Genomic DNA, 24,312 nt, shown 5'->3' with positions numbered 1-24,312 from the left:
AAGCATCGGCACTGTCGTCGCTGCAATCGGTCCGTACAGCTGCAGCGGATCGAGGACGCGTCGCAGCGAGCTACTGATTGGTAGCGATCTGACCGGTGTCGGTATGTCCGATATCGGACCGGTGGTGGTCCGGAAGAGGGAATCGCGCGGTCCCGGTGTCCGCCACATCGGTCAACAGCTTCCGGAAGGCACCGACGTACTCGTGCACCCGAGCGGTCGCCTGCTCGGTGTTGGGGTAGCGAGCCGCGATGTTGATTCCCTGCGGCGTGCGGTTGATCCAGATGTACACGTCGTGCTGGTACTGCTTGCTGCGCAGTGCTCTGGCGTTCCAGTCCGGCCAGTGCTCGGCCGCAGGCGCGAACCGTACGTCCATGAAGGAGACGACGAAACGCGGGCGGGCGGAGTAGCCCAGAGTGGTGAATACCCGATCGAGAGGAACGCGGGCGATCGGTTTGGTCTTCTTCACCTCGGCCGAGGCCGCCGCGACCACCGAACCGAACGAGTCGGCACCGGCGATGTCGAACGAGATGGGGCACAGTCCGACGAACCAGCCGAGTGCGGAGGCCCACTGGGGCTCGTCTCGGGTGTGCACCGGCGTTACCGTGCGGAAACGACTACCCCCGCCCAGTTCCGAGCCGGTGATGGCGAGTACCGCGAGCAATCCCGCGAACAGGCTGTGTCCTGTCTTGCGACACGCGACCGAGAACGAGTCGGCCTGCTCGGGGTCGAGCACCCACGCGGACAAACCGCCTTGCGGCAGATCGTCCGGACTCGGATCGCCGATGTCGAGGGGGAACGCCGGTAGTTCGCCGTCGCCGTCGACCAGGAAGTCTCGCCAGATCCTCACGGCGTCGTGCGAATGTTCGAGCTCAGCATTCCTTTCGCGTTCGGAGGAACCGAAGTCCAGGTAGCTGCCGGCCTCGAACAGGGCAGCAGGCGCACCGCCGAGTTCCTCTCCGTACAGAGCAGCGATCTCGTGCGCGACCAACACCGTGGACAGACCGTCGATGATGGAGTGATCCGCTGCGAAGAAGACGGTGATCGGACGCGTCTCGTCCACCGGTTCGAGAGTCACGAAGGCGTAGGCGGGCCAGATCAACGGTGAGGTGAACTCGTCGAACAGATACTGCAGGTGCTCGAACACCTCGCTCGATTGCGCGCACCGTTCCTGCTCGACCTGCCAGATGTCGATGGCACCCTGCGCCGCGGTCACCCGCGTCATCTCGCCCGTCACCTCGTCGATCGACGCGCTCGACCGCATCGCCTCGTGCCGGTCGATCCAGTTCAGAACTGCCCGGCGGAACGCGGGTTTGTCCAGGGGGCCCGCGATCTCGAAGGCCGCGCCGAGCCATGATTCACGGCCGCGACGAGGACTGCTCAGGCTCGTACGAAGGTGCGCCTCGTGGACGTAGGACGTCGGCCTGGCGTCGGGGTGCCACCCTGCGGCCTCAGGAGTGCGGGCCTGCGGACCGACGCTGGGTATCCACTCGGTGAGCGTGCCCGCGGGAACCGCGTAGTCCGCCAACTCCGTGAACTCCATATCGGCAGCAACCAACCTTCGTCGTCAGCGTCGGGGGACTGGGCATCGATGCCCCGCCGCGGAGTCTAACGACGACCCGTTGTATCGATCAAGACGACGGCGCGCCACCGCGCCGTCGTCTTGATCGACCGTCAGCGAAGGTGACGCTTGATCCGCGCCAGCATCGCCGACATGCCGCGCAGTCGGAGCGGGCTGACCGCGTCGCTCAACCCGAGCGCCGAGTAGAAATCGTCGGGTACGTCGAGGATCTCCTGCGAGCCGAGGCCGTCGAGTCCCTGCGCGAGGATCGAGGCGAACCCTCGCGTGGTCGGCGCTTCCGGCGGGGCGCTGAAGTACAGCCGGACTCGCTCGGGATCGGCGGCGTCCACCGACAGGAACAGCGGAGACTGGCATTCCGGCACCGGCTCCATCGCATCCTGAGCAAGGTGCTCCGGCAGCGGAGGAAGTTCACGACTGAACTCGAGCAGAAGCTGCAGCTTGTCCTGTCCCTCCACCGCGGCGAAGTCCTCGACGATCTCGGCCAGCGACTCCGGCAGGGCACTCATCGAGTGGCCGGAGCCGATCCGGGCTCCTCGCCCTTGGCGATCGGAACGCGGACGGCGTTGCCCCATTCGGTCCACGAGCCGTCGTAGTTGCGAACCGACTGGTATCCGAGCAGATGGGTCAACACGAACCACGTGTGGCTCGAACGCTCACCGATACGGCAGTACGCGATCACGTCGTCGGTCGCAGACGTGCCGGAGTAGATCTCGTCCAGTTCCGAACGAGAACGGAAGCGTCCGTCCGGTGCGGCTGCCTTGGCCCAGGGGATGCTCACGGCGGTGGGGATGTGACCTCCGCGCAATGCGCCTTCCTCGGGGTAGTCGGGCATGTGGGTGCGCTCGCCCGTGTACTCGGCGGGGGAGCGCACGTCGATCAACGGCACCGTTCCGAGCGAGCCGAGGACGTCGGAGGCGAACGCGCGGATGGGCGCGTCGTCGCGTTCGATCACCGGATACTCGGTTGCGGGGAACTCGGGCACATCGAGGGTGGTGTCGCGGTTCTCCGACAACCAGGCGTCGCGGCCGCCGTCGAGCAGACGCACGTCCTGATGTCCGAACAGCGTGAAGACCCACAGTGCGTACGCGGCCCACCAGTTGCTCTTGTCGCCGTACACGACGATGGTGTCGTCCCGGGAAATACCCTTGCGGCTCATCAGCTTCGAGAACTGCTCGCCGTCGATGTAGTCGCGGGTGACCGGATCGTTGAGGTCGAGATGCCAATCGATCTTGACTGCGCCGGGAATGTGGCCGACGTCGTAGAGCAACACGTCCTCGTCGGATTCGACGACGCGAAGGCCGGGGGTGCCGAGATGAGCGGACAGCCATTCGGTCGATACGAGACGATCCGGATGCGCATAGTCGGCGAACGTTGCGGTGGAATCGGTTGGTACAGGCACGTATCGGCTCCTACGGAAGATATTCGGCTGGCGGCCCGCCCGGGGGTGAACGGTCTGCACTCTCGATCCTATGCGGAACCGCCGCGGGTGGGCGGGAGTGGAGCCTGCGGAATGACCTCAGGGGGCGGGAGTGGAGCCTGCGGAACGCAGTTTGTCAGGGCGTGAGGGCTGCGCTCTCGGGTTTCGCTGCGGAGGCCCGCATGAGTGCGATCAGTTCCGCGGTGAATGCGGTCATCACCGAGTGTGCCGTTGCCGTGTCGGGAAATCGTGATCGCAGTGCCAGGCCCGAAGCGGTGCGGGAGACCCAGAACTGTGCGTCGTCGGAGACCGTGGCATTGCTGATGTGGTGTGCGTCGGTTCGGTCGAAGCGCTCGTGTCCACCGATTCTGGTGTAGTCGATGTAGGACACCATGAACACGTCTCGACGCGACAGGGTGAAGGCGTCACCGAGGTTGTTCAGTACCTGGGGGATCGGAACTGTGCTCAGAGGTAGTGCCGCGCGAAACGCTGTGTGGGCCGCGGTGATCGTGTCGGTGAGATCTCGTTCGACCTCCACGGTCATGGGAGCGTTGGTGGTGAACCAGCCCAGTGCTCGCGAGAAGTGCTGCTGATGGCGGGTGTGCAACGGGAACAGGAACGGCACACGGTTCGGTCCGCCCGTGCCGGCGCAGGCCTGTGCGATCGCTGCGACGACCCCGGCGAACATTCCGGCTCCGGAACGGGCGCAGAGCTGCTCGAAGTCGGCGGTGTGCCGCGCGTCGAGCAAGGGGGTGACAGTCGTTGCCTGAGGCGCTGTTTCACCCTCGGCGACGCCGAGGTCCAACGGGAAGCGCGGCGTGGTGCCCCCGCACTCGGTGAGGAAGGTCGACCACTGCACCATGCGCTCGTCCGTTGGATCGACGAGTGGCTGGGTTGCTTCGATGCGGCAGTATTCGACGAACCCACCGACGGGGGGCAGGTCTGTCTCCGGGTTCGACGGGCAGCGGCGGTGGGCCTCGTACAGGGTGTGGATCTCGTCGACGACGACGGCGATCGACATGGCGTCGACGTTGGAGTGGTCGAAAGCGCACAGGATCGTCGAGGTGTCCGGTCGGTCGATTCCGACGCAGGTGTACGACGGGAATCGTCGTGCATCGCAGTGCAGTTCGAGCGTGTTTCGGAGGTGATTCCGGAGCGTCGACGCCGAGGAGAAGGTGGTTCGAGTGGATTGCCTCATCTCCACCGAACCCGGTTCGTGGAGCGTCCGCTCGATTCCGTCCACCACGCGAACGAACGAACTGCGCAGGGTGTCGTGGCGGTCGATCAGGCGCTCGAAGGCCCACTCGAGCGCTCGGATGTCGAGGTTGCCTTGCACTTCGAAGGCTCCGGCTATCCAGACGCGCTCGGCCTGCTCGAGATCACCGAGGTGAAACCGCTGGTTGAACGACGGTGGGACCGGTGAGGGTTGCGGATTCCCGGTGACGACGGCGGTGAACTCGACGACCGTGCCCGCGCGTGGGGTGTACTCAGTGATCGAGGTGACCCGCACCGGCCGGCTCCTGAACGAGATCGTCGTGCGTGAGGCGGTAATCACCGTCGCGTGCAATGGCTTCGAGCACGTGTGCCAGATGATCGTGGTAGCGCTTCACCGCTGCGGCCGCAACGTCGGTGTCAGGGGTCTGGGCCACCAGATACAAGTGCTCACCGTCTCGGTTGATCCACATCGATGCGTTCGACGTCGAACCCTCGCCGGTGAAGTGCTCGGCGCGGGTGTCCGCGTCTCGTCCGACGCCGGGGAACCAGCGAAAGTCGATGTACGAGAGCATGTTCGGGCTCACGGCCAACTCGCTACCCAGAGTGCCGTCGGCGGCGAGAGCACCCAGTACGGCGTGCACCGGGGCCTCCGCGATCCGTTTGGCCTGCTCGAAGCCTCGGTGGGCCAGAACGGCGACGTCGGAGAACCTGTCGTTTCCTGCCACCTCGAACGCGACCGGAGCGAAATTGACGAACCACCCCTGGGATTGCCCGTAGTCACCGTGGTGCCGGGTACTGAGCACGGTGATCCCGAAGTAGTCGGTGGTTCCGGCCAATTCGAAGTCGGTGATCCCGACCGCAGCGAATATCCCGCTGCTCATGCGGGCTCCGGCGGCTTTGCACGCGGCGTCGAATGCAGCGGTCAGTTCTTTGTTCAACAGGTCGCGTTCGACGATGCGAACGGGAGCTTTCTCGCCGGGCGCGAGTCCGAGGTCGAGTGGGAAGCGAGGCATGCGGCCGTCGTGCCGGGTGAAAATGTCTCGCCAAGCGGCGATTTCGGAAGAATCGGCCCCGAACGTCGCGGCCCGCGCCCGCTCGTCGGCGGCGTAGACCAGATGGCTACCTGCCTGCGCAGGGATCGGTACGTCCGCACCGGTCTCGAGCGCGTACAGGTCCGCCAACTCGCTGATGACCAAGGCCTGCGAGCCACCGTCGGTGAACGCGTGGTCTGCGCCGTAGTACAGGGTGAAGCTGCCGGGCCTGGCCACCACGCCGACGACGAATCCCGGCCAGGAGTCCGCGGTCGCCTCGGACGAGAAGCGCCCCCGTACGTAGCGTTGGAATTCGTCGTCGTCCGTCGCTTCTCCGGCGTCGGTCACTTCGAACGCCGCGACCTCGGGTGGAGCGAGATGCCGAACGACGTCGTTTCCCTCGACCTCGAACCAGCATCGAAGACCCTCGTGCCGCAGCACGTAGGCGGCCAGTGCGCGGCTCATCGCGTCCGTGTCCACGTCACCGTCGATCTCGGTTGCCACCCCGGTGTACGCGGTGTGAACGTCGCCGCGTTCGCGGGCCGCCCACGCGGCCTTGAGATGGTCCTCCTGGAGAAACGAGGCCGGAGCCGAATCGACAGGTGCCGCTTCGGCACTCGCCCGGGCAGCCGACGTGGGGTGCCATTCGAGCAGCCGACCGGGAGCGGGATTCCACCTGCCCATAGCGGTGATGATCATCGTCGCTTCGTCCTCCTCGATACGGGCCGCGGGTTGATTCGATGGCTCACTCTGCGGCGACGGTCACCGACCGAGAGGCCGACGTGAGCACCGTATCGGTACCGCAGTCGGAGTCGATCACTGCCGTCAGCACTGCGACGAACTCGGTGATGAAGCGGTGGACATTGGTGGACGCGACGTCCGAGCTGGGGAATCGTGCGGAGATGTTGAGCCCTTGAAGCGTCCGGTTGACCCAGAAGTAGACCTCGTCGTCGGCGTGGCAGTTGCTTCGCAGAGCCCGACCCTTGCGGCCCTGCCACTGGTCGGCATCCGGAAGGAACCGAAGGTCGATGTAGGACACCACGAACCGCGGAATTTCCGTCGACTCGAGGATCTGGGCGATCTTCGAGTACGGCATCCGTGCCAACCCCTTGTTGGCCGCGCCTGCAGTCGCCGCGGCCTCGATCGCCTCCCCGAACGTGCGAGCGTTGTCGAGCTCGATCTCCATGGGCAGGATTCCGACGTACCAGCCGACCGCTGCGGCCCACTTCTGTTCGTCTCTGGTGTGCATCGGCATCACGGTGCGCAACGTCGTGCGGCCGGACAGGCGAACGTTCGTCAGCGCCAGAGCGGCGAGGATCCCGGCCTGCATGTTGTACCCGGCGGCACGGCATGCGGCGTTGAAGGCATCGGATCTGTCGGCGGTCAGCAGCCAGGACGAAATACTGCTCTGCGCGGCCGGGCCGCTGCCGGTCGGCGACCGGTCGACCGACACCGGAAGGGGAAACGCAGGAAAGCGTCCGTCCTCTACGGCCAGGAAGTCCTGCCAGGTGCGCACGGCGCTGTGGTCACCGGTCAGCGTCTCGCCGAGAGTCCGCTCGGCCTGGCTGAAGTCGACATAGCTGCCGACTTCGGGCAATTCCGGGTCGACGCCCTCGAGAGCGTGCGCGTAGAGCCGGTCGATCTCGTTGATGGCGTAGATCTGGCTGTAGGCGTCCATCACCGAGTGGTCGGCGGCGAACGCGAGCAGGAACGACTCTCCGGGCCCGTCCGAGAGAGCGCGGGAGGCGTCGTCCGGTTCGATGGTGGCGAGGACGAAGTGCGGCCACGCCGTCGGAGACACAGTTTCGCCGAACCAGGAGTGCAGATGGCCGAAGACCTGAGTTTCGGTACGTGGTTCGGTGTGCGCCCGATCGGTCACCTGCACTGCATCCGTCGGTGCGGTGTAGCGCAGCCAGGAACCGGATTCCTCGTCGCGTCGAACCTTGGTGCGGAACGCCTCGTGACGACCCATGTACGCGGCGATGGTTGCCCGCACTGCCTCGACGTCGTAGCGGCGGTGGATCTCGAACACCGTGCCGATCCACGAGCCCGGCGCGCTGCGCTCGCAATGGTCCTGGTGCGTGAACGACAGCCCACGGGGGTCCGGTGCCCAACGGTCGTCGTCGACGCGGGGGACCCACTCGGTCAGACGACCGGCGGGGAGGGGGTAGTCGGCGAGTTCGGTGTATTCCATGGGAGTCCTCTTCCGTTCCGGGCTCGGTCGGCGGTGTGCGGCGTTCGTTCGGTATTGCACGTTGGATTACGGTCGAGTCGATCGTGTAAACCTGTCAGCGGTGTTCGTGCAGCCGACCGGTCGTTTATTCGATTGCTGTTCGATTGCTGCTTTCCGCGTTGAAAGAACAACTTCATTGCCGTCGACCCGAAGTGAGTTCAGAACACACGATAGGGCGAAAGCGAATTTATTTCGCGACGCGTAAAAGTAATACTTCTCACTGTCGAACGTCTTGACCCGCAGGTCTCCGATCGGCAGTCGACGGGGTGTCCGATTGTCCTATCTTACGATCGAGTCACTGATTTTGCTGGTCACGATGATGACAGTTCACAATCGCAGTGTGGCGCAGATTGTCCACCGGGTCGGAGGACGACCTGGGCCACTGAATGGCCCGAACATGGTGTGGAACACAATCGACCCCCCCCTTTTCCGTGCATATATTGCCGAATGTGAATGCATTGGTGATCGAAAATCGACACCACTGCCCCTGTTTCTCGGATGTAGTAGGTTCGGCGCGTGACTCGAATTGGATTTGCCGATCACCTATTCTTGCGAATGCATCACGGCATCGGATATCCCGTCTACAACCAGTTCTTGTGGTGGTTCGACGAATCCGTTCAGCGGGCAGATCTGGAAAAACTACGGGGCAACCTGTCCGACGGTCTGCTCGCGCGCCGGGTGGTCGCGTCGACGGTGCCGACGGCACGCGATCGATGGGTGGCCTCGACCATCTCCCATTCACTGGATTTTCACCCACACGTCATCGAACCGACCGACGTTCTGGCGTGGGCCGACGACCGCCTGGATCGCGACATCGATCCCGAGACCGGTCTCGGGTGGCGACTGGCAGCGGCACACTTGGCGAACGGAGGGACGGTGCTGTCGTTGGTCGCTTCGCACATGGTCGCCGATGGCGGTGCTCTGATCGCCGCGTTCGTTGCTGCCAACTCCGCGTCCGAGCAGCCTCGGTCGATACCGGGCGCGGACGGCATCGCGGCGCTCGGCTCGGACCTAAGAGATGCCGTGGAGCAGGTGCGGTCCGTCGCCGGCTGGTTGGTGAACACCGCTGCGTCAGCACTTCCGAGCTCCGCCCGATCCGGTGAGGACGCTGCTGTCCCACCCTCGCAGCCACCCCGCTCGCAGCCGACTCGCTCGCAGCCGACCGCCGGAGTGGTGGACGAAGACTGGGTATCGCCTCACGCGGTTGTGGAGTTGGACGCGACGGCCTGGAGAGCAACCGCCGAGCGATGGGGTGGCACGTCGAATTCCCTGTTCATCGCGGTCCTCACGGCAGCCTCCTGGCGGGCCGGGCGAGCCTCGATCGGAGACTCGCTGCAGTGGTCCCTGCCGGTCAGCGATCGCACCGCCGACGACACCCGGTCCAACGCCACCAAGATCGTCAAGATCGAGGTGCCCGTCACCGATGCGGGCGACCGGGATCTGTCGACGATTCGGAAGACCAGCAAGGCGGCGTTCACCGCCTTCGCGGCCAGGCAGGCTGCAGGCCTGCCACCCGCGGGCATCTCGCAGGCCCTCGTGCAGATGCTGCCCGACGCGGTGGTCGCGCGTGTTCCGCAACCACGTGACGGTGCCGAAGGTCTGGCTTCGAACCTGGGCGTTCTGCCCGAGGTCTTCACCACGGTGGCCGGCGTTCGAGCTCGCGCCGTATCGGGCAGAGCAACCTTCGCAGGTGCCGACGCCGCGTTCGCGCGATCGCTGGACGGTGGCCTGACGGCGTGGTTGTGCGAGACGGACGAGAGCATCACCCTGACCGTCCACGCCATGGATCCGGATCGATTCGTCGACGACCGGGCACTGCGTGACCACGTGGCGGATGCGTTGGGTCGCTGGGAACTGACTGCGCGTTTCTGGTGACTGCGTCAGCGGCTCTGCGCTGCTGCCTCGGTGATGTCGGCAGCTGCGCTCACTGCGGTTGCGGTCGGAGCGACGGTGGCGGCGAGTCGGCGCGCCGCCTGCTTGGCTCGGTCGGTGGTGATGTCGATGATTCCCTGCTGCAGAACGGATTCGGTCAATGCCGAGAATTTCGTGCTGGTCCCGGCGCCGATCCGGCGCAGCGCGGCTCCCCAGAACGGCTGATCGGCGCTGAACCAGCAGACGAGCGTCGGAAGACCGGCCCGTGCCGTCGCGGCCGTCGTACCCGCGCCGCCGTGGTGGACCGCAGCCAGGCATCGCGGAAGAATGCTCGCATGATCGACCGACTCGACGATCATGATGTTCGCGTTCGACTGGGCCGCAGCAAGATCGGCACCGGTGAGATCGCTCCAGCCGGCACAGACGAGAGCGCGAACGCCCAGCCGTCCGGTCACGTTCTCGATCATGCGCACCAGTGCGGTGGGATCGGGCACGGGCATGCTGCCGAATCCGAAGTACACCGGCGCGGAACCTGCCTGCAGCCATTCCTCGAGCGCAGGATCGACGTCCACGCGACCGCTGCTCAGCCCCAGGAATCCGACGAACGGCCGTTGCGGGCCCCACTGTTCGGCGAGTCCGGGAAACAGCGCCGACTCGTAGGCCTGAATCTCCACTCCGCCGTAGCGTTCGGATCGAACCGGCAACGAATGCCGCGTCGGAGCCAGGCCAAGGGAGACCCTCTGCGCGTTCTCGCGAGCCTTCATGGACTTCCAGCGCATCGACTCCGCCAGCGCCCACATCGATCGGTTGACGTAGCCGGGCAACGCGGCTCCTGGGGTCACGGGCACGACGTCGTTGCGTCGAAGCGGGCAATAGTGCAGTGCCACAAAGGCATTTCCCGCAGACTCCGCCACGTTGAACGCCATCTCCTGCCCCAGCGAACCGGTGACGACCGCGTGGCAACCCTGGGCCATCGACTCGAGTTCGGCTGTCATCCGGTCCCAGCCGTGATTGGCCAGTTCCGCGAGTGCCGCAATCTTGGTCCGCGGGTTGCGCGACTTGATGCGCACCCTGATCAACTCCGACTCCAACAGTTGCTGGGTGTCCGGCCCGAACGAGACCACGCTGACTCGTTCGGACTCAGCCGTTTTCGCTTGCGCGAAGTCCATCAGGTTCGGTGGTGCGCCGAACACCACGTCGTGTCCGCGATCGGCGAGTTCGACGCCGAGGGCAAGACCGGGCGTCACGTCACCGCGACTGCCGTTGAATGGCATCACGAACTTCATAGGGTCACTCGCAGTCGCGTCGGCGTGGAAAACGCCCTCAACCTACCAGTCCTGCCCGGCGCAGTCGGGTTCGGAAAACATATGGCGGGAAACACATTTGCGGCCCACCTGCGTCCGCACTCGCGCAGCGATAGTCTCGCGTAGTGGAAAGACTGACGTACGACGACGACCTGTTCCTCCGCATGGAATGTGTTCTCGGGGTACCTGTGGTGAACCAGATCGTCTGGCGGTTCGACCGCGCCGTCGCACCGGACGCGCTCCGATCGATGTGGCGAATGCTCGCCGCAGGCCCCATCGATCGATCCGTTCGGCGGGCCCGGGTGCCCGGAGCCCGGGACAGTTGGACCGCAGCTCGTCGAGCCGCCGATCCGGTGGTCATCGGATCACCGATCGCCCGCGGGGCGGTCGACAGGTGGATCGAGGACGAGGCCGCCGTGACATTGGACCCGATCGGGGGACCGGCGTGGCGTCTGTCGGCCACCTCGGTGGACGACGGCGGCACGGTCGTGTCCTTGGTCGGCTCGCACGTCGTCGGCGACGGCGGCGCCCTCACCTCGGCGGCAGCGGCCGCGCTGGCCGGACACGCTGTGCCCGACGATTTCGCGCGCGTCGGTCTCGATGACGGTTCCGCGTCCGCGACGGCGATCTCGCTAGCCGATCTGTCCGATGGTCTCGGCCGTTTCGGTGCGGCGCTCTCGGGTGCGGCACGAGCGCTCGGCCGCACCGCGGCGGAGGCGGTGCGGGCGCGGACCACGGCGTCTGCCGCCCCGAGCACGGTCGTGCCGAACGGCTCCGGTGCGGATCGTCCGCGGGTGATCGTCGCACCTGCGGAGGGTGCGTGGACACCGAGCACCGTCGTTGTCGATTGCCTGTCCTCCGAGTGGTCCGCTGCCGCGGCGAGCAAAGGCGGCAGTTCCAACAGTCTGCTGGTGGCGGTGGTGCTCGGCATCCTGACCGGGAGCGGCCGAGTCTCCACGCAGGACCGGGTGCGCGTCGCCCTCCCGGTCAGTACCAGGACTGCAGGAGATCGACGTGCCAACGCGACGTCCGGCGTCTCGATCCACGTCGACCCAGGAGCGGGGTACCTCGACGATCTCGGAGCGATTCGAGCAGCGAGCAAGAAGGCATTCAGAACCCAGGCCGATCACTCGGTCACGACGACATTCGAGCTCCTCAAGCCGCTGATGCAGTTGCTGCCCGACGCGATCGTGGCCAAACTCGCCGCGTCGGGCTCGGCACCGCTGTGCCTGTGCTCGAATCTCGGTGCCAGAGGTGTCGCACTGCGCGCCATCGGTGGTGTCGACGCCACCGCGGTGGCGATGAGGTCGATCACGCAGAACACCGACGTGGCCTTGCTGCGCCGCACCGGCGGTGGCGTCAGTGCCTGGTGGAACGAATCGGGAGAACGGGCGACCCTGTGCGTCACCGGGCTCGATCCGGACAGCTTTCCCAGCAAGGAACACCTGCGAGGGCTGGTGGAGGCGGAGTTCGATCGATGGGGTCTGACGCCCGAATTCTGGTGATCTCGAGACAAGTCACAACTGCGGGCGAGGACGGATTTTCGGCCGGATCGCCGGTGAGGCTATGCTTTCCGACTGTTCGAGTGTTCGGGCAGGTGTGAGAAAGGGGAGCGATCCATGGCAGTGGTCGTGTTGTTCGGGTCCGAGACCGGTACGGCCGAGGAGGTCGCCGACAAGATTGCGGACGTGCTCAGCGATCATGACGCCGAGGTGCGCGACATGCTCGAGTACGAGGTGTCCGATATCGATACCGACGACTTCCACGTGGTCATCTGCTCCACCTACGGAGACGGAGAGCTCCCCACCGGTGCAGAACCCTTCTTCGAAGCACTCGTCGAGGATGCTCCCGACCTCGCGGGACTGCAGTTCGCGGTGTTCGGTCTCGGCGACCGGGTCTACGAGGACACCTTCAACCGCGGCGGCGAGATCATCGCAGAGAAGCTCACCGAGCTCGGCGGCAAGCAGGTCGGCACTCATGCTCGCCACGACAGCTCGTCGAACATCAGGCCGAAGACCATGGCCGAGGAGTGGGCTCGCGAACTGATCGACCTGCTGCCCTGACGGTGGCCTTCGGCTTCGGCACCCCACCGGCAGGCGGAGCCGAAACGGTCAGGACGGGGTGCCGTCCCACAGGGCGGCCAGGGACGTACCCACCCGAGTGAGCAGGGTACGCACCAGCGGTAGGCCTATGCCGATCACCGACGACGGATCGCCCTCGATGCGGTCGACGAACCAGCCGCCGAGACCGTCCAGCGTGAACGCCCCCGCCACCGACAATGGTTCACCGGAGTCGAGGTAGGCCTCGAGATCCACCGAGGACGGCGTCGCGAAATGCACGACGGTTCTACTGTGCGCTGCGGCCTGCGCCACCACCACGCCGTCGGTCACCCGGAGCACAGCGTGGCCGGTCAGCAATTCGCCGCTGTTGCCCGCCATGGACTGCCATCTGGCGCGCGCAACGTCGACCGAATGTGGCTTTCCGTGCAGTTCGCCACCGATCGCCAACATCGAATCGCAACCGACGATCACCAGATCGTCGGTCGAATCCGCGAACGTCTCGGCCACCGCCGCAGCCTTGGCTCGGGCCAATTCCGTGACCACGGTTTCCGAAGACACCGACGGCCCGAGCGCATCGGTCAGCGCATCCTCGTCGACTCCCGACACCCGAACGATCGGCTCCACCCCGGCGGCGCGCAGCACCGACAGGCGCGCCGGCGACGCCGACGCCAGGACCAGACGAACAGGGCCCGGCGCAGCGTCGGAGGACCGGACCGTCACCGCGTGTGGCGTCCCGACGCGGCGTACGAATACGCCGACTGAGCCGCGAACCGGCGGTGCAGCAACACCGGCGAACCCCACAGCTCGCGGGGGCGAGAATCGCCCGTCGACTCCGATCCGCCTTGCGCAGCCGTCAGAACCGTCACCAGCGCGGCGAGTTCCTCGTCGCTCGGATTGCCCTTCACCACTCGAACGGCAGCAGGACTCGCAGAGACCACCTCGTCGGAATCGGCTGCGACGAGGTTCGCGTCGTTCGCTGCGTCGTCGTTCGTTTCGCTCATAGTGGGATGTTTCCGTGTTTCTTGGGTGGGAGGGTGACTTGTTTGCGTTCGAGTAGTCGTAGTGCGGTGACGATCTGGCCGCGGGTGTGGCTCGGGGGGATGACGGCGTCGAGGTAGCCGCGTTCGGCGGCGATGTAGGGGTTGACGAGGGTGTCTTCGTATTCCTGCTGCAGCGTCAGGCGGAGGGCGTCGACGTCGTCACCGTTCTTCGCGGCTTCGAGTAGTTGTTTGCGGTAGACGAATCCGACCGCGCCGGAGGCTCCCATGACCGCGATCTGCGCGGTCGGCCAGGCGAGGTTGACGTCGGCTCCCATGTGCTTGGACCCCATCACGTCGTACGCCCCGCCGTACGCTTTGCGGGTGATGACGGTGATCTTCCCGACCGTGGCCTCGCCGTAGGCGTAGAGCAGTTTCGCGCCGCGTCGGATGATGCCGTTGTATTCCTGGCCGGTGCCGGGCAGGAACCCGGGCACATCGACCAGGGTGATGATCGGGACGTTGAAGCAGTCGCAGGTGCGCACGAACCGGGCTGCTTTCTCGGAAGCGTCGATGTCGAGGGTGCCCGCGAACTGGGTGGGTTGATTGGCCACGATCCCCACCGACCGGCCGTCGATGCGCCCGAACCCGACGATGATGTTGCGGGCCCGCCCTTCCTGGACTTCGAGGAATTCGTCGTCGTCGAGGATCCGACGAATCACCTCGTGCATGTCGTACGGGGTGTTCGGTGAATCGGGGATCAGGGTGTCGAGTTCGAGATCCTCGGCGGTGAGCGAGTCCTCGATCGACCCGACGACCGGGTCCGAGGGTGCGGTGCGGGGGGCGTCGGCGCGATTGTTGCTCGGTAGGTACGAGAGCAGGTCGCGGACGTAGTCCAGTGCGTCCTGTTCTCCGGAGGCGACGTAGTGCGCGACCCCGGATTTCTCCATGTGGGTGTGCGCGCCGCCGAGTTCTTCCATGGTGACGTTCTCGCCGGTGACGGTCTTGATGACGTCGGGTCCGGTGACGAACATCTGCGAGGTGCCGTCGACCATGACCACGAAGTCGGTCAGGGCCGGGGAGTAGACGTGCCCTCCCGCGGCGGGTCCCATGATCACCGAGATCTGCGGGATCACCCCGGACGCGCGGACGTTGCGGTGGAAGATCTCGCCGTACAGTCCGAGGGAGACCACCCCTTCCTGGATGCGGGCTCCGGCGCCTTCGTTGATCCCGACCAACGGTCGTCCGGTTTTGACGGCCAGGTCCATCACCTTGACGATCTTCTCGCCGTAGATCTCCCCCAAGCTGCCGCCGAAGACGGTGGCGTCCTGGGAGAACACGCACACATCGCGGCCGTCGACGGTGCCGTAGCCGGTGACCACACCGTCACCGAAGGGCCGGTTCTCGCCCAGCCCGAAGTTCTGGGAGCGGTGGCGGGCGAGGGCGTCGAGTTCGACGAACGAGCCCTCGTCGAGCAGGGCGGTGATCCGCTCACGGGCGGTCAGCTTGCCTTTGGCGTGGACCTTGTCCACCGCCGCCTCACCGGACGGAATCTCCGCAACCGCGAGACGTTTACGAAGATCGGCCAATTTACCCGCAGTGGTATGGATATCGGGGGCTTCGGCCGACCCGTGTGCAGTGGAATCCTGGACGCTGGTCATGGGGCACTACTTTAACTGCGAGTGTGATCTGCGCCCCGACCGAGGGTGGTTCGCGGCAGGCCCTGGGCCTGTCGCCGAGCCCATATGCTGGTGCGTATGTGGACAAACCTCGATCGCCCACCACTGGACGTTCGCGCGCTTCGCCGGGCACTGGTGGATGGCCCGCAGGCCTCCTGGTCTCGGGTGGACGTGGTAGCGGAAACCGGTTCGACCAACGCGGACCTGATCGCGGGCGCAGCGAATTACGCGGACCGGACGGCACTGATCGCCGAACATCAGGACAGCGGACGCGGCAGGCACGCGCGACCGTTCTCCGGTGTGCCGCGGTCGCAGATTCTGGTGTCGATGCTGCTGAAGTTCCCCGGAATCGATCCGGCCGTGCTCGGGTGGGTATCGCTCATGACCGGAATCGCACTGGTCGACGCGTTGCGCACCGTCGGTGAAGTCGATGCTCGACTGAAATGGCCCAACGACGTCCTCATCGGTGGCAAGAAAGTCTCGGGCATCCTGGCCGAGGTCGCCGCGCACGGGCCCTCGCCCACCGTCGTCATCGGGCTCGGAGTGAACGTGTCGATGACGAGCGACGAGCTGCCGGTGCCCACGGCGACGTCTCTGGCGCTGGAAGGGGCTGCGGTTCTCGACCGCGACACGTTGGTTCGGGCGATCCTGCGGGGAATGGCCGCCGAGGTGGACTCGTGGCGGGACTCGAACTGGAACACCGACGCCCTCGTCCACCGGTACCGGGAGAGGTGCGGCACCATCGGACAGCGTGTACGAGTCGATCTGCCCGGCGGCGACGAGAAGGTGGGAACGGCAATCGACGTCGACGAGCACGGCCGGATCGTGATCGAGGTCGAGCAGCAAGGGTCCGACGCGCCGTCGGTGCTGGCCGTGGCCGCCGGTGATGTCACTCATCTCCGACCCCTCTCGTGAGACCATATCGACTCGACGGAAGTCGAAGCGAGTAGTCAGGAGTGCACGTGGGTTACCCACAGGACGCGTTGGCCGACGAGGAAGAGCTCCTGCTCCATCATCACCCCCACTGGAAGATGCTCGTCCTGCCGTCGGTGACATTCGTTCTGGTCACCGGCCTGGCAGGGGTCGGTCTCGGAGTCGCGAGTGCGCGGCTCGAATCGACCGCCGCGAACGTCGCCATGATCGCCACCGCGGTGCTGTGGGTGGCGATCGTCGTGTGGCGGTGCCTGGTGCCGCTGATCAGCTGGAAGTGCACGCATTTCATCGTCACCGACCGGCGAGTGTTGATCAGACAGGGCGTGCTCACCCACTCCGGCATCGACATTCCGATGAGCCGAATCAGCAACGTGCAGTTTCGCCACGGACTCCTCGACCGGATGTTGCGAACCGGGACGCTCATCATCGCCTCGGCATCGGACGATCCGCTCGAGTTCGACGACATTCCGCACGTACAACGTGTGCATTCCCTGCTCTACCAGCAGGTATTCGACTCGATGGAGTACCGCCGGGAATCCGTGCACGGCCTGCAGGGAGCGTTCGAGCCGATTCCCGAGGATTCGGCTGTCGAGTCCAAACCAGGTTGGCGAGCCGGGAAACGCAGGTAACACAGGCTGTTCTCACCTTCGAACCGTATGGTGACCGATGTGACCGACGTGCTGCTTGCCGAAGACGACGAAGCCATCGCTGCGCCCCTGTCCCGAGCTCTCGGACGTGAGGGCTACACGGTGACCGTCGAACAGACCGGCCCCGCAACCCTCCAGCGCGCGCTGGACGGAAAGTTCGACCTGTTGATACTCGACCTCGGCCTGCCGGGGATGGACGGCCTCGAAGTGTGTCGGCAGGTGCGTGCCAACCGATCCGAGGTCGCCGTACTCATGCTCACCGCGCGAACCGACGAGGTCGACTTCGTGGTCGGTCTCGACGCCGGGGCCGACGACTACGTCGGCAAGCCCTTCCGGCTCGCCGAGCTCATGGCCCGCGTACGTGCGTTGCTCCGCCGCCGTGGTGCCGGGGAGGATTCCCCGATCGAGGTCGGTGCCATTCGTCTCGAACCCGCTGCTCGACGCGTCCTGGTCAGCGGCACCGAGATATCTCTGGCCAACAAGGAGTACGAGCTGCTCAAGGTCTTGCTCGACCATGCGGGCCAAGTCGTCTCTCGTGAGGTGATCCTGCGTGAGGTCTGGGGCGACGCGGAGCTGCGCGGATCGAAGACCCTCGACATGCACATGTCCTGGCTGCGTCGCAAGATCGGCGACGAAGGACCCGTGGCCGAGCGTCGTATCGCGACGGTGCGCGGCGTCGGCTTCCGTATCAACAGCGACTAGCGGTCGATGCGGCGCCGGATTCTGGTCTCGATTCTCGCTGTCGTCGTCATGACGGCCTTGCTGCTCGGTCTGCCCCTGATGTACACCGCGTGGTTGTGGGCGGAGGATTTCACCCGCAACGACCTGCAGGCACGCCTGGATCGAATGGCGGCCGAGATCATTTCGCAGGAAGGGTCGGCGGGGCTGATCGAGGGCCAGCTCGATATCGGCTCGCTCCGGTTGGCGATCCCACAGGGTGGCCGGCTCGTGGTCATCTACCCGACCCCCGAGGATGCCGCATCGCGCGCGGACATAGGGCAGTCGTCCGTGCCTCGACCGCTCGTCGAATCGCTGTCGATGGGTACCTCGGGTTCGCTTCGCCTCGAAGTCCCGTCCGACGACATGCGTTCCCTTCAGCGCCAGGCGCTCGGAGCGGTGACTCTCGTCGTTCTCGCATCGGCGATGGCAGGCACCGTCGTGGCCGTAGCGACGGCCAAGCGGCTGGCCGACCCGTTGCAGGATGTGGCGCGGCGCGCCGCCCGGCTGGCCGAGGGCGACTTTCGGCCGGACCCACGACGGCACGGCATCGCAGAACTCGATCGGGTCTCGGAGGTTCTCGATTCGGCGACCGTCGAGATCGCCGGGCGGCTGCAACGTGAACACACGTTGGTCGCCGATGTCTCGCATCAGCTTCGCAGCCGCCTGACCGCCGTCCGTCTACGCCTGGACGAGATCTCCACGCACCCGGATCCGGCGGTGGTCGACGAGGCCAACGAGGCGATGGATCAGGTGGACCGACTGACCCTCGCCATCGACGAGCTCGTTCGATCCTCTCGAAGTGACGGCGCTGCCGACGCGCACGAGGTCTCGGTCGTCGAGGAACTGATCGGCACCGTCGTCGAGTGGCAGCGAAACTTCGAGGACGTGGGGCGGACCCTGGTGCTCAAGGGTGATGCGGACCTGAAGGCATCGGTGACCGGCTCGCGGTTGCGCGAAGCGGTCTCGGTTCTGGTGGACAATTCCCTGGTGCACGGAGAAGGCGCGTGCACAGTGGCGGTTCGGGCCGTCTCGGCGGTCGAGAGCACCGAGGGACGCCGTGAACGACTGGTCTGTGTCGAGGTCTCGGACGAGGGACCGGGGGTGAGCAACGAACTCGCTCCGCACATCTTCGACCGTGGATTCTCGGGAGCCGGTTCCACCGGTGTGGGGCTCGCGCTGGCCCGGGCGCTGATCGAGGCGGACGGTGGCAGGCTGGAACTGCAGCGCCGCCGTCCGGCGCTCTTCTCGGTCTTCCTCCCTGCGTGGCGTGAACCGTCGGCTGCCGTGCCTCGGCGCGAGCCGCGCTGATCGTCTCAGGGAAGGTCGAGTGCGTCCGCTGCGTCGGTCGGGTCCTCGTTGCGTTCGGCGTCCACTTCCAAGATGGTGCGCGCGTTGTCCTCGGGGAAGGCGAAGCGGCGCAGTGCCCAGAACCGGAATGCCATCTGCAGCAGGTTGCCGATGATGTAGTTGAGGACGAAGTCGATGATGACCACCGTGGTCAGCGACTCACTGGTGTCGCGAATGTCGAAGACGTTGTTCGCGATCCACAGGGGACCGGCTGCGATGAGCACGCCGATGCCGCTGATCGCGAAGAAGAGCAGTGCCTCGTGGTGCCGCTCGCGTCCGCCGCGATGCTTGAATGCCCACTCGCGATTGAGGAAGTAGCTGAGCAGGGTGGCGAGAACACCCGAGATGATCTTGGCGATCACCGGCTTCTGCTCGAGCACCGTCAGGCTCAGCGAGTAGAAGATGACGAGGTCGAACACCATCGTCGTGCCACCGACGATGGCGAACTTGATCAGCTCACTGTGCCGAATCGCGAGGTCCCGAATGGGCTTGGGTAAGCGCTGAAGCACGCTTGCGATCGTCGGCACAACGGTGAAGTCTACGAAACCCACCCCGGATTCGCCGAACCGAGGCTCCGATCATCAGGGTTTCCACAGGTCCCCGCCCAGCATGCGCTCTCACGGGCGAGACGCCGGTTCGGACCGAATGCGCGCGACATGACACCATGGTGAGCCGTGACAGGTACCGAACCGCGCCCCACCGCTGCGCGCCCGTCGTCGACCGGAATGCCCGTGGTGACGATGATCGGCGGCGGGCAACTCGCCCGAATGACTCACCAGTCCGCCATCGAACTCGGACAGACTCTTCGCGTCCTCGCCGCGGGTGCCGACGAGCCGGCAGCTCAGGTCAGCCCCGTCGTCGTCTTCGGGCACCACGACGACCTCGATGCGCTCCGCACGGCCGCGACCGGTTCCAACGCTCTCACCTTCGACCACGAGCAGGTGCCGACCGAGCACCTCGAGACTCTCGTGGCGGAAGGCGTCAACGTGCAGCCGCCACCGAGTGCGTTGATCTTCGCCCAGGACAAACTTCGTATGCGCCGCAAGCTCGCCGAACTCGGCGCGCCCGGTCCCGCCTACGCCGAGGTCTCGTGGGCGCAGGACGCGATTGCGTTCGGAGACGAGCACGGGTGGCCGGTGGTGCTCAAGGCCGTTCGCGGCGGCTACGACGGGCGCGGCGTCTGGATGCCGGCCGACGCCGAGGAAGCCGAGGCGATCGTCACTGCCCAACTCGACCTGGGTGTACCGCTCATGGTCGAGGAGAAGGTCGCCATGCGCCGCGAGCTGTCGGCGATGGTCGCCCGGTCGCCGTTCGGCCAGGGCGCCGCGTGGCCCGTCGTGCAGACCGTGCAACGCAACGGCCAGTGCGCCGTGGTGCTGGCACCTGCTCCCGACCTCGACGAGGACGTGGCCACGTTCGCAGGCAGGCTCGCGCTCGACATCGCCGGTGCGCTCGGCGTCGTCGGAGACCTCGCTGTCGAACTGTTCGAGACCACCTCGGGCAAGCTCCTGGTCAACGAACTCGCCATGCGCCCCCACAACTCCGGGCACTGGACCATGGACGGGTGTCGCACCTCGCAGTTCGAGCAGCACCTCCGCGCGGTACTCGACTACCCGCTCGGCGACACCGATCCACTCGCTCCGGTGACGGTGATGGCCAACATTCTGGGCGCGCCCGAGGCCCCCGAGATGACGATGGACGAGCGGCTGCATCACCTGTTCGCCCGCATGCCCGATGCGAAGGTGCATCTGTACGGCAAGGGCGAGCGCAAGGATCGCAAGATCGGCCACGTGAACATCCTGGGCGCGCAATCGGGTTCGCTGGCCGACCCCGCCTACGTGGCCGCGGTGCGCGAGCGAGCCGAACGCGCAGCGCACTGGATGTCGCACGCCGAATGGACCGACGGATGGGACCCGCACGATGACTGACAACACTCCTGCCGTGGGCCTGATCATTGGCAGCGACTCCGACTGGCCCACCATGGAAGCAGCAGCAGAAGCACTGGCCGAGTTCGGAATTCGCTTCGAGGTGGGCGTCGTGTCCGCGCACCGCACCCCGCAGCGCATGCTCGATTACGCGCGCGAGGCCGCAGGCCGCGGGATCCGGGTGATCATCGCCGGTGCCGGGGGAGCGGCCCACTTGCCCGGCATGGTCGCGTCGGCGACGCCGCTGCCGGTCATCGGCGTTCCGGTGCCCCTGAAGTACCTCGACGGTATGGACTCGCTGCTCTCGATCGTCCAGATGCCCGCCGGTGTTCCCGTGGCCACCGTCTCCATCGGTGGTGCACGCAACGCAGGGCTGCTCGCGGTCCGAATTCTCGGTGCATCCGATCCGGCTCTGCAAGAACGGATGGCTGCGTTCCAGGCCTCGCTCGAGGCCATGGTGCTGGAGAAGGACAAAGCGCTGCGCACCACTCTGCTCGGGTGAGCGCAGCCGTGTCACGCAGCGAGCAGATCGAGCGCGCAGGTCGCGGTAGTCGGCAGTCCATGCTCGTGACACGGCTGGCGTTGCTCTATGCCCGGCTCTGGCGCGGTACGGCGCGCTTCGACGACGAATTCTCCCTGTTCGTGTGCACCGGGCTGCGCGGCGGATTCGGCCGCGGCGGAACGACATTCGGCGGTGCCTATCTGACGAAGGGCAACACTGCCCGTCGGGTTCTGCGGCACGAGGCCGTACACGCAGACCAATGGGCGAACTTCGGGCTCACCTTTCCGTTCCGCTACCTCGCCGAGGAAGCGCGGAATCGGGGCCCGGCGAACAAGTACGAGATCGAGGCCGGACTCGCCGACGGTGGCTACCGTCAGCCCGGCTGAGCAGCGGTGGCGGTGACCTTTTCGGTCTCGGCGCGCCGCTGGGACTTCGTCTCGTCCGGATTGGCCACCTGAACCAGTGACGCGCCGACGACGAGAACTGAGAGCAGACCGTCGATCAGCTCGTCGGCCGTGTTCCAGGACGCGCTGGAGGCGATCCGGTCCGAGGCCGTCCATGACCGTGCGTCGGCTCGCTCACGAGCGGCAGCGAGCACCTCGTCCACCGAACGCCCGTCCAGTGCCGCGCCTGCGCTCGCGGAACCCGCGACCCTGAACTGATCGCCGTGCACCCGCACCGACGTCGCGTAATCGGTCATGCCGATCGGCAGATCGGGAACCGCCTTGCCGAACGCGTCGAGCGAGAACGCCAACACCTCGTCCGCCTCGGGAGACTCGTCGAGCCGATCGCCCGACACCATCGCCACGTCCGCGGAGTCGTCGGCCCCGATGACCACCTCGCCGCCTGCCCACCAGACTCCCAGCAGCGCCGCAGCCGTCTGCCAGTGCGCGGGCAACAGCACACTCACCCTGCCACCCACCTCGAAGGCGAACTCGTCGCGCAACAAGTTGGCGGTCTTGGCGGCCCAGTTCGCGAGGGTCACCGCCGACACCTCGACCCGCTCACCGGACGCATCGTCGTAGAACGTCACGCGCGGACCGGCCGGATCGGCGGCGAGAATCGGGTCGAGCAGGGTCTGAGTCAGATTCGAAGCCACCCCAGCACCCTAGATGACGCTCGACGCCACCGATTCACACGCTCGGCGAGCGGCACCGATCAGTTGACGCACATCGGACCGGTGGAACCGGCGTCGATCGGAGCCGCCGGTGCCTCGGGAACCGCCGTACCCGATTCGGGAGCAATGGTTTCCGCAGTCGCGGCCTGCCCCGAGCCCGGCCCCGCGTAGTCGTTCGCGAGAACCACGCGCACGGTGTCCGCAGGCAGCGAGTCGTCGGCGGTGATCTGCAGATCGCCCAGGGCAGCCGACACGGCACGCGCGGCATCGCTGTCCACATCGGCAGCCTGGATACGGCTCGCGGAAATCGACGAGCCCTCGTAGTTTCCGATGGTGCCGTCGACGTACCCCAGTGCAGTCAGCGAGCCGGCGACACCGTTGGCGAGTCCCTCGATCCCGCTGTCGTTCGCGACGTCGACCGTCACCGTCGACGGATCGACAACCGGTGCGTCCGAATCCTCGGCGTTGGCCTCCGCCGAATTGCCGTCGCCGAGCAGTCCTTCGACGTACTTCTTCACCGCGGCCGGATCGACCTGCACGATCGATTCGCCGTAGTCGGTCGTCGCATTGATGTCGACTGCCGGGATCGTCTCGAACTTGACCTTGCCGCCTGCGAGATCCTGCAGGCGGGTGGCGAACTGCAGAATGTCCCAGTCGGAATCGAGCGTCACCGATCGCTGAACCGCGGTGCTGAGTTGGCCCAGTTTCGCGGGGTTGCTCAGTGTCTTGGCGCTGAGCACACTTCGCACCAGCGAGGCCATGAACACCTGCTGGCGCACGATGCGGTCCAGGTCTCCGCGGGGAAGATCGTGCCGCTGTCGGACGAAACTGAGAGCCTGCGAACCGGAAAGATTCTGCTCGCCCGCCGGGAAGTTCGCACCCGAGAGTGGTTCCCGCACAGGGTTGTTCAGGCATACCTCGACGCCGCCGACGGCATCGGTCAGCAGCACGAAGCCGAGCAGACCCACCTCGGCATAGTGATCGACGGTGATGCCGGTGAGGTTGGCGACGGAGTCGATGAGGGCCTCGCGCCCGGCTTCGGTGGCCTGTGATTCGGCATCGGCGTCGGTGACACCCTGCTCCACCAATTCGAGCCGCTTGTTCTCCTTCGTCGCGCCGTACGCAGCGTTGATCTTCGACATCCCGATACCGGGAACCTCGACGTACGAGTCTCGCGGGATGGAGATCGCAGTGGCCGACGAACCGTCGTTCGGGACGCGGATCAGCACGATCGTGTCGGTGTTGGACGCCACCTCTTCGCCTGCGTTCAGAGACGCGAGTTCGGCGGGGGACAACGCGTTGCCGTGGGCGTCGGTACGACTGTCCGTGCCGACCATGAGAATGTCGACGGCACCGTCGGCGGCTCCGCCGAGACCGAGACCACCCGCGGTGGCGATGTTCGAGCGCAGGCTGTCGACACTGCGCCAAGCGAAACCGGTCACCAGCAGAACCAGGATCGAGAGCACCGCGACCGCGACGTGCGTCGCGGGCCAGCGGGTACCGCCGACGCGAGGCGACCTGCCGTCGGATTCGGGTTGCTCGACGCCACCGCGAGCGCTGCGTCGTTCCGGCCGGCGCGATCTGTCCGCACGTTCGCTGCGAGTTCTCCGTCTGCCTTCTCCGCGGAGTTCGTCGTCGCCGTATCGGTGAGCAGCGTCCCCGCGATCGGTGGGGCGGCCCGCGGTGCGCGCTCGGGGGCCGTCGGGTCGCCGGGGAGCGCTCCGCCTCGGCGGGGGAGTGCGCTCACCTCCGGG

The 24,312-nt window shown here is 66.1% G+C and carries 23 protein-coding genes; 10 read left to right on the top strand and 13 right to left on the bottom strand.

All coding sequences use genetic code 11. The annotated features are described in order from the left end of the window. Positions 1-70: 70 nt before the first annotated feature. The 6 genes from NY08_RS08235 to NY08_RS08210 all read right to left on the bottom strand — a co-directional run bounded on the left by NY08_RS08235 (position 71) and on the right by NY08_RS08210 (position 7,436). Positions 71-1,540, bottom strand: a complete 1,470-nt coding sequence (locus NY08_RS08235; RefSeq protein ID WP_032397639.1) for a condensation domain-containing protein — start codon at positions 1,538-1,540, stop codon at positions 71-73. Positions 1,541-1,671: 131 nt separating this feature from the next. Further along, positions 1,672-2,085: a SufE family protein gene (locus tag NY08_RS08230; RefSeq protein ID WP_032397640.1), complete on the bottom strand. Its 414-nt coding sequence runs from the start codon at positions 2,083-2,085 to the stop codon at positions 1,672-1,674. Then, positions 2,082-2,978 (bottom strand): sulfurtransferase, encoded by an 897-nt coding sequence (locus NY08_RS08225; protein WP_032397641.1) that lies wholly within the window; start codon positions 2,976-2,978, stop codon positions 2,082-2,084. The genes NY08_RS08230 and NY08_RS08225 overlap by 4 nt, the downstream gene beginning before the upstream one ends. A gap of 154 nt (positions 2,979-3,132) precedes the next feature. Beyond that, positions 3,133-4,506 (bottom strand): condensation domain-containing protein, encoded by a 1,374-nt coding sequence (locus NY08_RS08220; protein ID WP_045195787.1) that lies wholly within the window; start codon positions 4,504-4,506, stop codon positions 3,133-3,135. Then, positions 4,484-5,941: a condensation domain-containing protein gene (locus NY08_RS08215; RefSeq protein ID WP_045195786.1), complete on the bottom strand. Its 1,458-nt coding sequence runs from the start codon at positions 5,939-5,941 to the stop codon at positions 4,484-4,486. Before NY08_RS08215 ends, NY08_RS08220 begins: the two co-directional genes overlap by 23 nt. A gap of 46 nt (positions 5,942-5,987) precedes the next feature. Then, complete coding sequence (locus NY08_RS08210) at positions 5,988-7,436, bottom strand: condensation domain-containing protein (RefSeq protein ID WP_045195785.1); 1,449 nt, start codon at positions 7,434-7,436, stop codon at positions 5,988-5,990. Between the two features lie 594 nt (positions 7,437-8,030). Here NY08_RS08210 and NY08_RS08205 point away from each other — a divergent pair. Continuing rightward, the gene (locus NY08_RS08205; RefSeq protein ID WP_045195784.1) at positions 8,031-9,350 is read left to right on the top strand and encodes a hypothetical protein; all 1,320 of its coding nucleotides are present in this window, start codon (positions 8,031-8,033) and stop codon (positions 9,348-9,350) included. Between the two features lie 5 nt (positions 9,351-9,355). Here NY08_RS08205 and NY08_RS08200 read toward each other — a convergent pair whose 3' ends face one another. Next, positions 9,356-10,621, bottom strand: coding sequence for a glycosyltransferase (locus tag NY08_RS08200; RefSeq protein ID WP_235387140.1), 1,266 nt, complete (start codon positions 10,619-10,621; stop codon positions 9,356-9,358). A 155-nt stretch (positions 10,622-10,776) separates the two neighbouring features. Here NY08_RS08200 and NY08_RS08195 point away from each other — a divergent pair, with 155 nt between their 5' ends. Both NY08_RS08195 and NY08_RS08190 read left to right on the top strand, forming a co-directional pair. Then, the gene (locus tag NY08_RS08195) at positions 10,777-12,156 is read left to right on the top strand and encodes a hypothetical protein (protein ID WP_045195782.1); all 1,380 of its coding nucleotides are present in this window, start codon (positions 10,777-10,779) and stop codon (positions 12,154-12,156) included. A gap of 114 nt (positions 12,157-12,270) precedes the next feature. Beyond that, complete coding sequence (locus tag NY08_RS08190; RefSeq protein WP_032397647.1) at positions 12,271-12,714, top strand: flavodoxin domain-containing protein; 444 nt, start codon at positions 12,271-12,273, stop codon at positions 12,712-12,714. A 48-nt stretch (positions 12,715-12,762) separates the two neighbouring features. Here the strand turns inward: NY08_RS08190 and NY08_RS08185 are convergent, their stop codons facing one another. Genes NY08_RS08185 through NY08_RS08175 form a run of 3 tightly spaced genes read right to left on the bottom strand, consistent with a single transcriptional unit; the run spans position 12,763 to position 15,349 of the window. After that, positions 12,763-13,431 (bottom strand): Maf family protein, encoded by a 669-nt coding sequence (locus tag NY08_RS08185; protein ID WP_235387138.1) that lies wholly within the window; start codon positions 13,429-13,431, stop codon positions 12,763-12,765. Further along, positions 13,428-13,712, bottom strand: coding sequence for an acyl-CoA carboxylase subunit epsilon (locus NY08_RS08180; RefSeq protein WP_045195781.1), 285 nt, complete (start codon positions 13,710-13,712; stop codon positions 13,428-13,430). Before NY08_RS08180 ends, NY08_RS08185 begins: the two co-directional genes overlap by 4 nt. Continuing rightward, positions 13,709-15,349 (bottom strand): acyl-CoA carboxylase subunit beta, encoded by a 1,641-nt coding sequence (locus NY08_RS08175; protein ID WP_032397648.1) that lies wholly within the window; start codon positions 15,347-15,349, stop codon positions 13,709-13,711. The genes NY08_RS08180 and NY08_RS08175 overlap by 4 nt, the downstream gene beginning before the upstream one ends. A 96-nt stretch (positions 15,350-15,445) precedes the next feature. Here NY08_RS08175 and NY08_RS08170 point away from each other — a divergent pair, with 96 nt between their 5' ends. Genes NY08_RS08170 through NY08_RS08155 form a run of 4 tightly spaced genes read left to right on the top strand, consistent with a single transcriptional unit; the run spans position 15,446 to position 18,975 of the window. Further along, the gene (locus NY08_RS08170; RefSeq protein ID WP_045200001.1) at positions 15,446-16,282 is read left to right on the top strand and encodes a biotin--[acetyl-CoA-carboxylase] ligase; all 837 of its coding nucleotides are present in this window, start codon (positions 15,446-15,448) and stop codon (positions 16,280-16,282) included. Between the two features lie 47 nt (positions 16,283-16,329). Further along, positions 16,330-16,929: a PH domain-containing protein gene (locus tag NY08_RS08165; RefSeq protein ID WP_045199999.1), complete on the top strand. Its 600-nt coding sequence runs from the start codon at positions 16,330-16,332 to the stop codon at positions 16,927-16,929. Between the two features lie 39 nt (positions 16,930-16,968). Beyond that, positions 16,969-17,649: a response regulator transcription factor gene (locus NY08_RS08160; protein ID WP_032398281.1), complete on the top strand. Its 681-nt coding sequence runs from the start codon at positions 16,969-16,971 to the stop codon at positions 17,647-17,649. A gap of 6 nt (positions 17,650-17,655) precedes the next feature. Beyond that, a complete protein-coding gene (locus NY08_RS08155) occupies positions 17,656-18,975 on the top strand; it encodes a sensor histidine kinase (RefSeq protein WP_045195780.1) in 1,320 nt (439 codons plus the stop codon). A 5-nt stretch (positions 18,976-18,980) separates the two neighbouring features. Here the strand turns inward: NY08_RS08155 and NY08_RS08150 are convergent, their stop codons facing one another. Then, positions 18,981-19,541 carry a GtrA family protein gene (locus NY08_RS08150; RefSeq protein WP_045199996.1) on the bottom strand — a complete coding sequence of 187 codons (561 nt, stop codon included), beginning with the start codon at positions 19,539-19,541 and terminating at the stop codon, positions 18,981-18,983. Positions 19,542-19,688: 147 nt separating this feature from the next. Here NY08_RS08150 and NY08_RS08145 point away from each other — a divergent pair, with 147 nt between their 5' ends. From NY08_RS08145 to NY08_RS08135, 3 genes are read left to right on the top strand one after another with little or no spacing between them, the layout of a single operon-like run. Continuing rightward, a complete protein-coding gene (locus NY08_RS08145; protein WP_045195779.1) occupies positions 19,689-20,942 on the top strand; it encodes a 5-(carboxyamino)imidazole ribonucleotide synthase in 1,254 nt (417 codons plus the stop codon). Next, positions 20,935-21,441, top strand: a complete 507-nt coding sequence (gene purE / locus NY08_RS08140) for a 5-(carboxyamino)imidazole ribonucleotide mutase (protein WP_045195778.1) — start codon at positions 20,935-20,937, stop codon at positions 21,439-21,441. The genes NY08_RS08145 and purE overlap by 8 nt, the downstream gene beginning before the upstream one ends. Next, complete coding sequence (locus tag NY08_RS08135) at positions 21,438-21,827, top strand: hypothetical protein (protein ID WP_442970811.1); 390 nt, start codon at positions 21,438-21,440, stop codon at positions 21,825-21,827. The genes purE and NY08_RS08135 overlap by 4 nt, the downstream gene beginning before the upstream one ends. Here the strand turns inward: NY08_RS08135 and NY08_RS08130 are convergent. Both NY08_RS08130 and NY08_RS08125 read right to left on the bottom strand, forming a co-directional pair. Further along, positions 21,815-22,540, bottom strand: a complete 726-nt coding sequence (locus NY08_RS08130) for a TIGR03089 family protein (protein ID WP_032397652.1) — start codon at positions 22,538-22,540, stop codon at positions 21,815-21,817. The genes NY08_RS08135 and NY08_RS08130 overlap by 13 nt on opposite strands. Positions 22,541-22,599: 59 nt before the next feature. Then, complete coding sequence (locus tag NY08_RS08125) at positions 22,600-24,024, bottom strand: LCP family protein (protein ID WP_045199992.1); 1,425 nt, start codon at positions 24,022-24,024, stop codon at positions 22,600-22,602. Positions 24,025-24,312: the final 288 nt, after the last annotated feature.

This window comes from Rhodococcus sp. B7740 (genome assembly GCF_000954115.1).
Taxonomy (GTDB): domain Bacteria; phylum Actinomycetota; class Actinomycetes; order Mycobacteriales; family Mycobacteriaceae; genus Rhodococcoides.
Note: the sequence above shows the minus strand (reverse complement) of the source record. Positions and strands in the feature narration are given on the sequence as shown.

Excerpts from the sequence above, each read along its gene's own strand:
- NY08_RS08235 (WP_032397639.1), bottom strand. The coding sequence starts at position 1,540 with ATGGAGTTCACGGAGTTGGCGGACTACGCGGTTCCCGCGGGCACGCTC.
- NY08_RS08230 (WP_032397640.1), bottom strand. The coding sequence starts at position 2,085 with ATGAGTGCCCTGCCGGAGTCGCTGGCCGAGATCGTCGAGGACTTCGCC.
- NY08_RS08215 (WP_045195786.1), bottom strand. The coding sequence starts at position 5,941 with ATGATCATCACCGCTATGGGCAGGTGGAATCCCGCTCCCGGTCGGCTG.
- NY08_RS08210 (WP_045195785.1), bottom strand. The coding sequence starts at position 7,436 with ATGGAATACACCGAACTCGCCGACTACCCCCTCCCCGCCGGTCGTCTG.
- NY08_RS08205 (WP_045195784.1), top strand. The coding sequence starts at position 8,031 with ATGCATCACGGCATCGGATATCCCGTCTACAACCAGTTCTTGTGGTGG.
- NY08_RS08200 (WP_235387140.1), bottom strand. The coding sequence starts at position 10,621 with ATGCCATTCAACGGCAGTCGCGGTGACGTGACGCCCGGTCTTGCCCTC.
- NY08_RS08190 (WP_032397647.1), top strand. The coding sequence starts at position 12,271 with ATGGCAGTGGTCGTGTTGTTCGGGTCCGAGACCGGTACGGCCGAGGAG.
- NY08_RS08180 (WP_045195781.1), bottom strand. The coding sequence starts at position 13,712 with ATGAGCGAAACGAACGACGACGCAGCGAACGACGCGAACCTCGTCGCA.
- NY08_RS08175 (WP_032397648.1), bottom strand. The coding sequence starts at position 15,349 with ATGACCAGCGTCCAGGATTCCACTGCACACGGGTCGGCCGAAGCCCCC.
- NY08_RS08170 (WP_045200001.1), top strand. The coding sequence starts at position 15,446 with ATGTGGACAAACCTCGATCGCCCACCACTGGACGTTCGCGCGCTTCGC.
- NY08_RS08155 (WP_045195780.1), top strand. The coding sequence starts at position 17,656 with ATGCGGCGCCGGATTCTGGTCTCGATTCTCGCTGTCGTCGTCATGACG.
- purE (WP_045195778.1), top strand. The coding sequence starts at position 20,935 with ATGACTGACAACACTCCTGCCGTGGGCCTGATCATTGGCAGCGACTCC.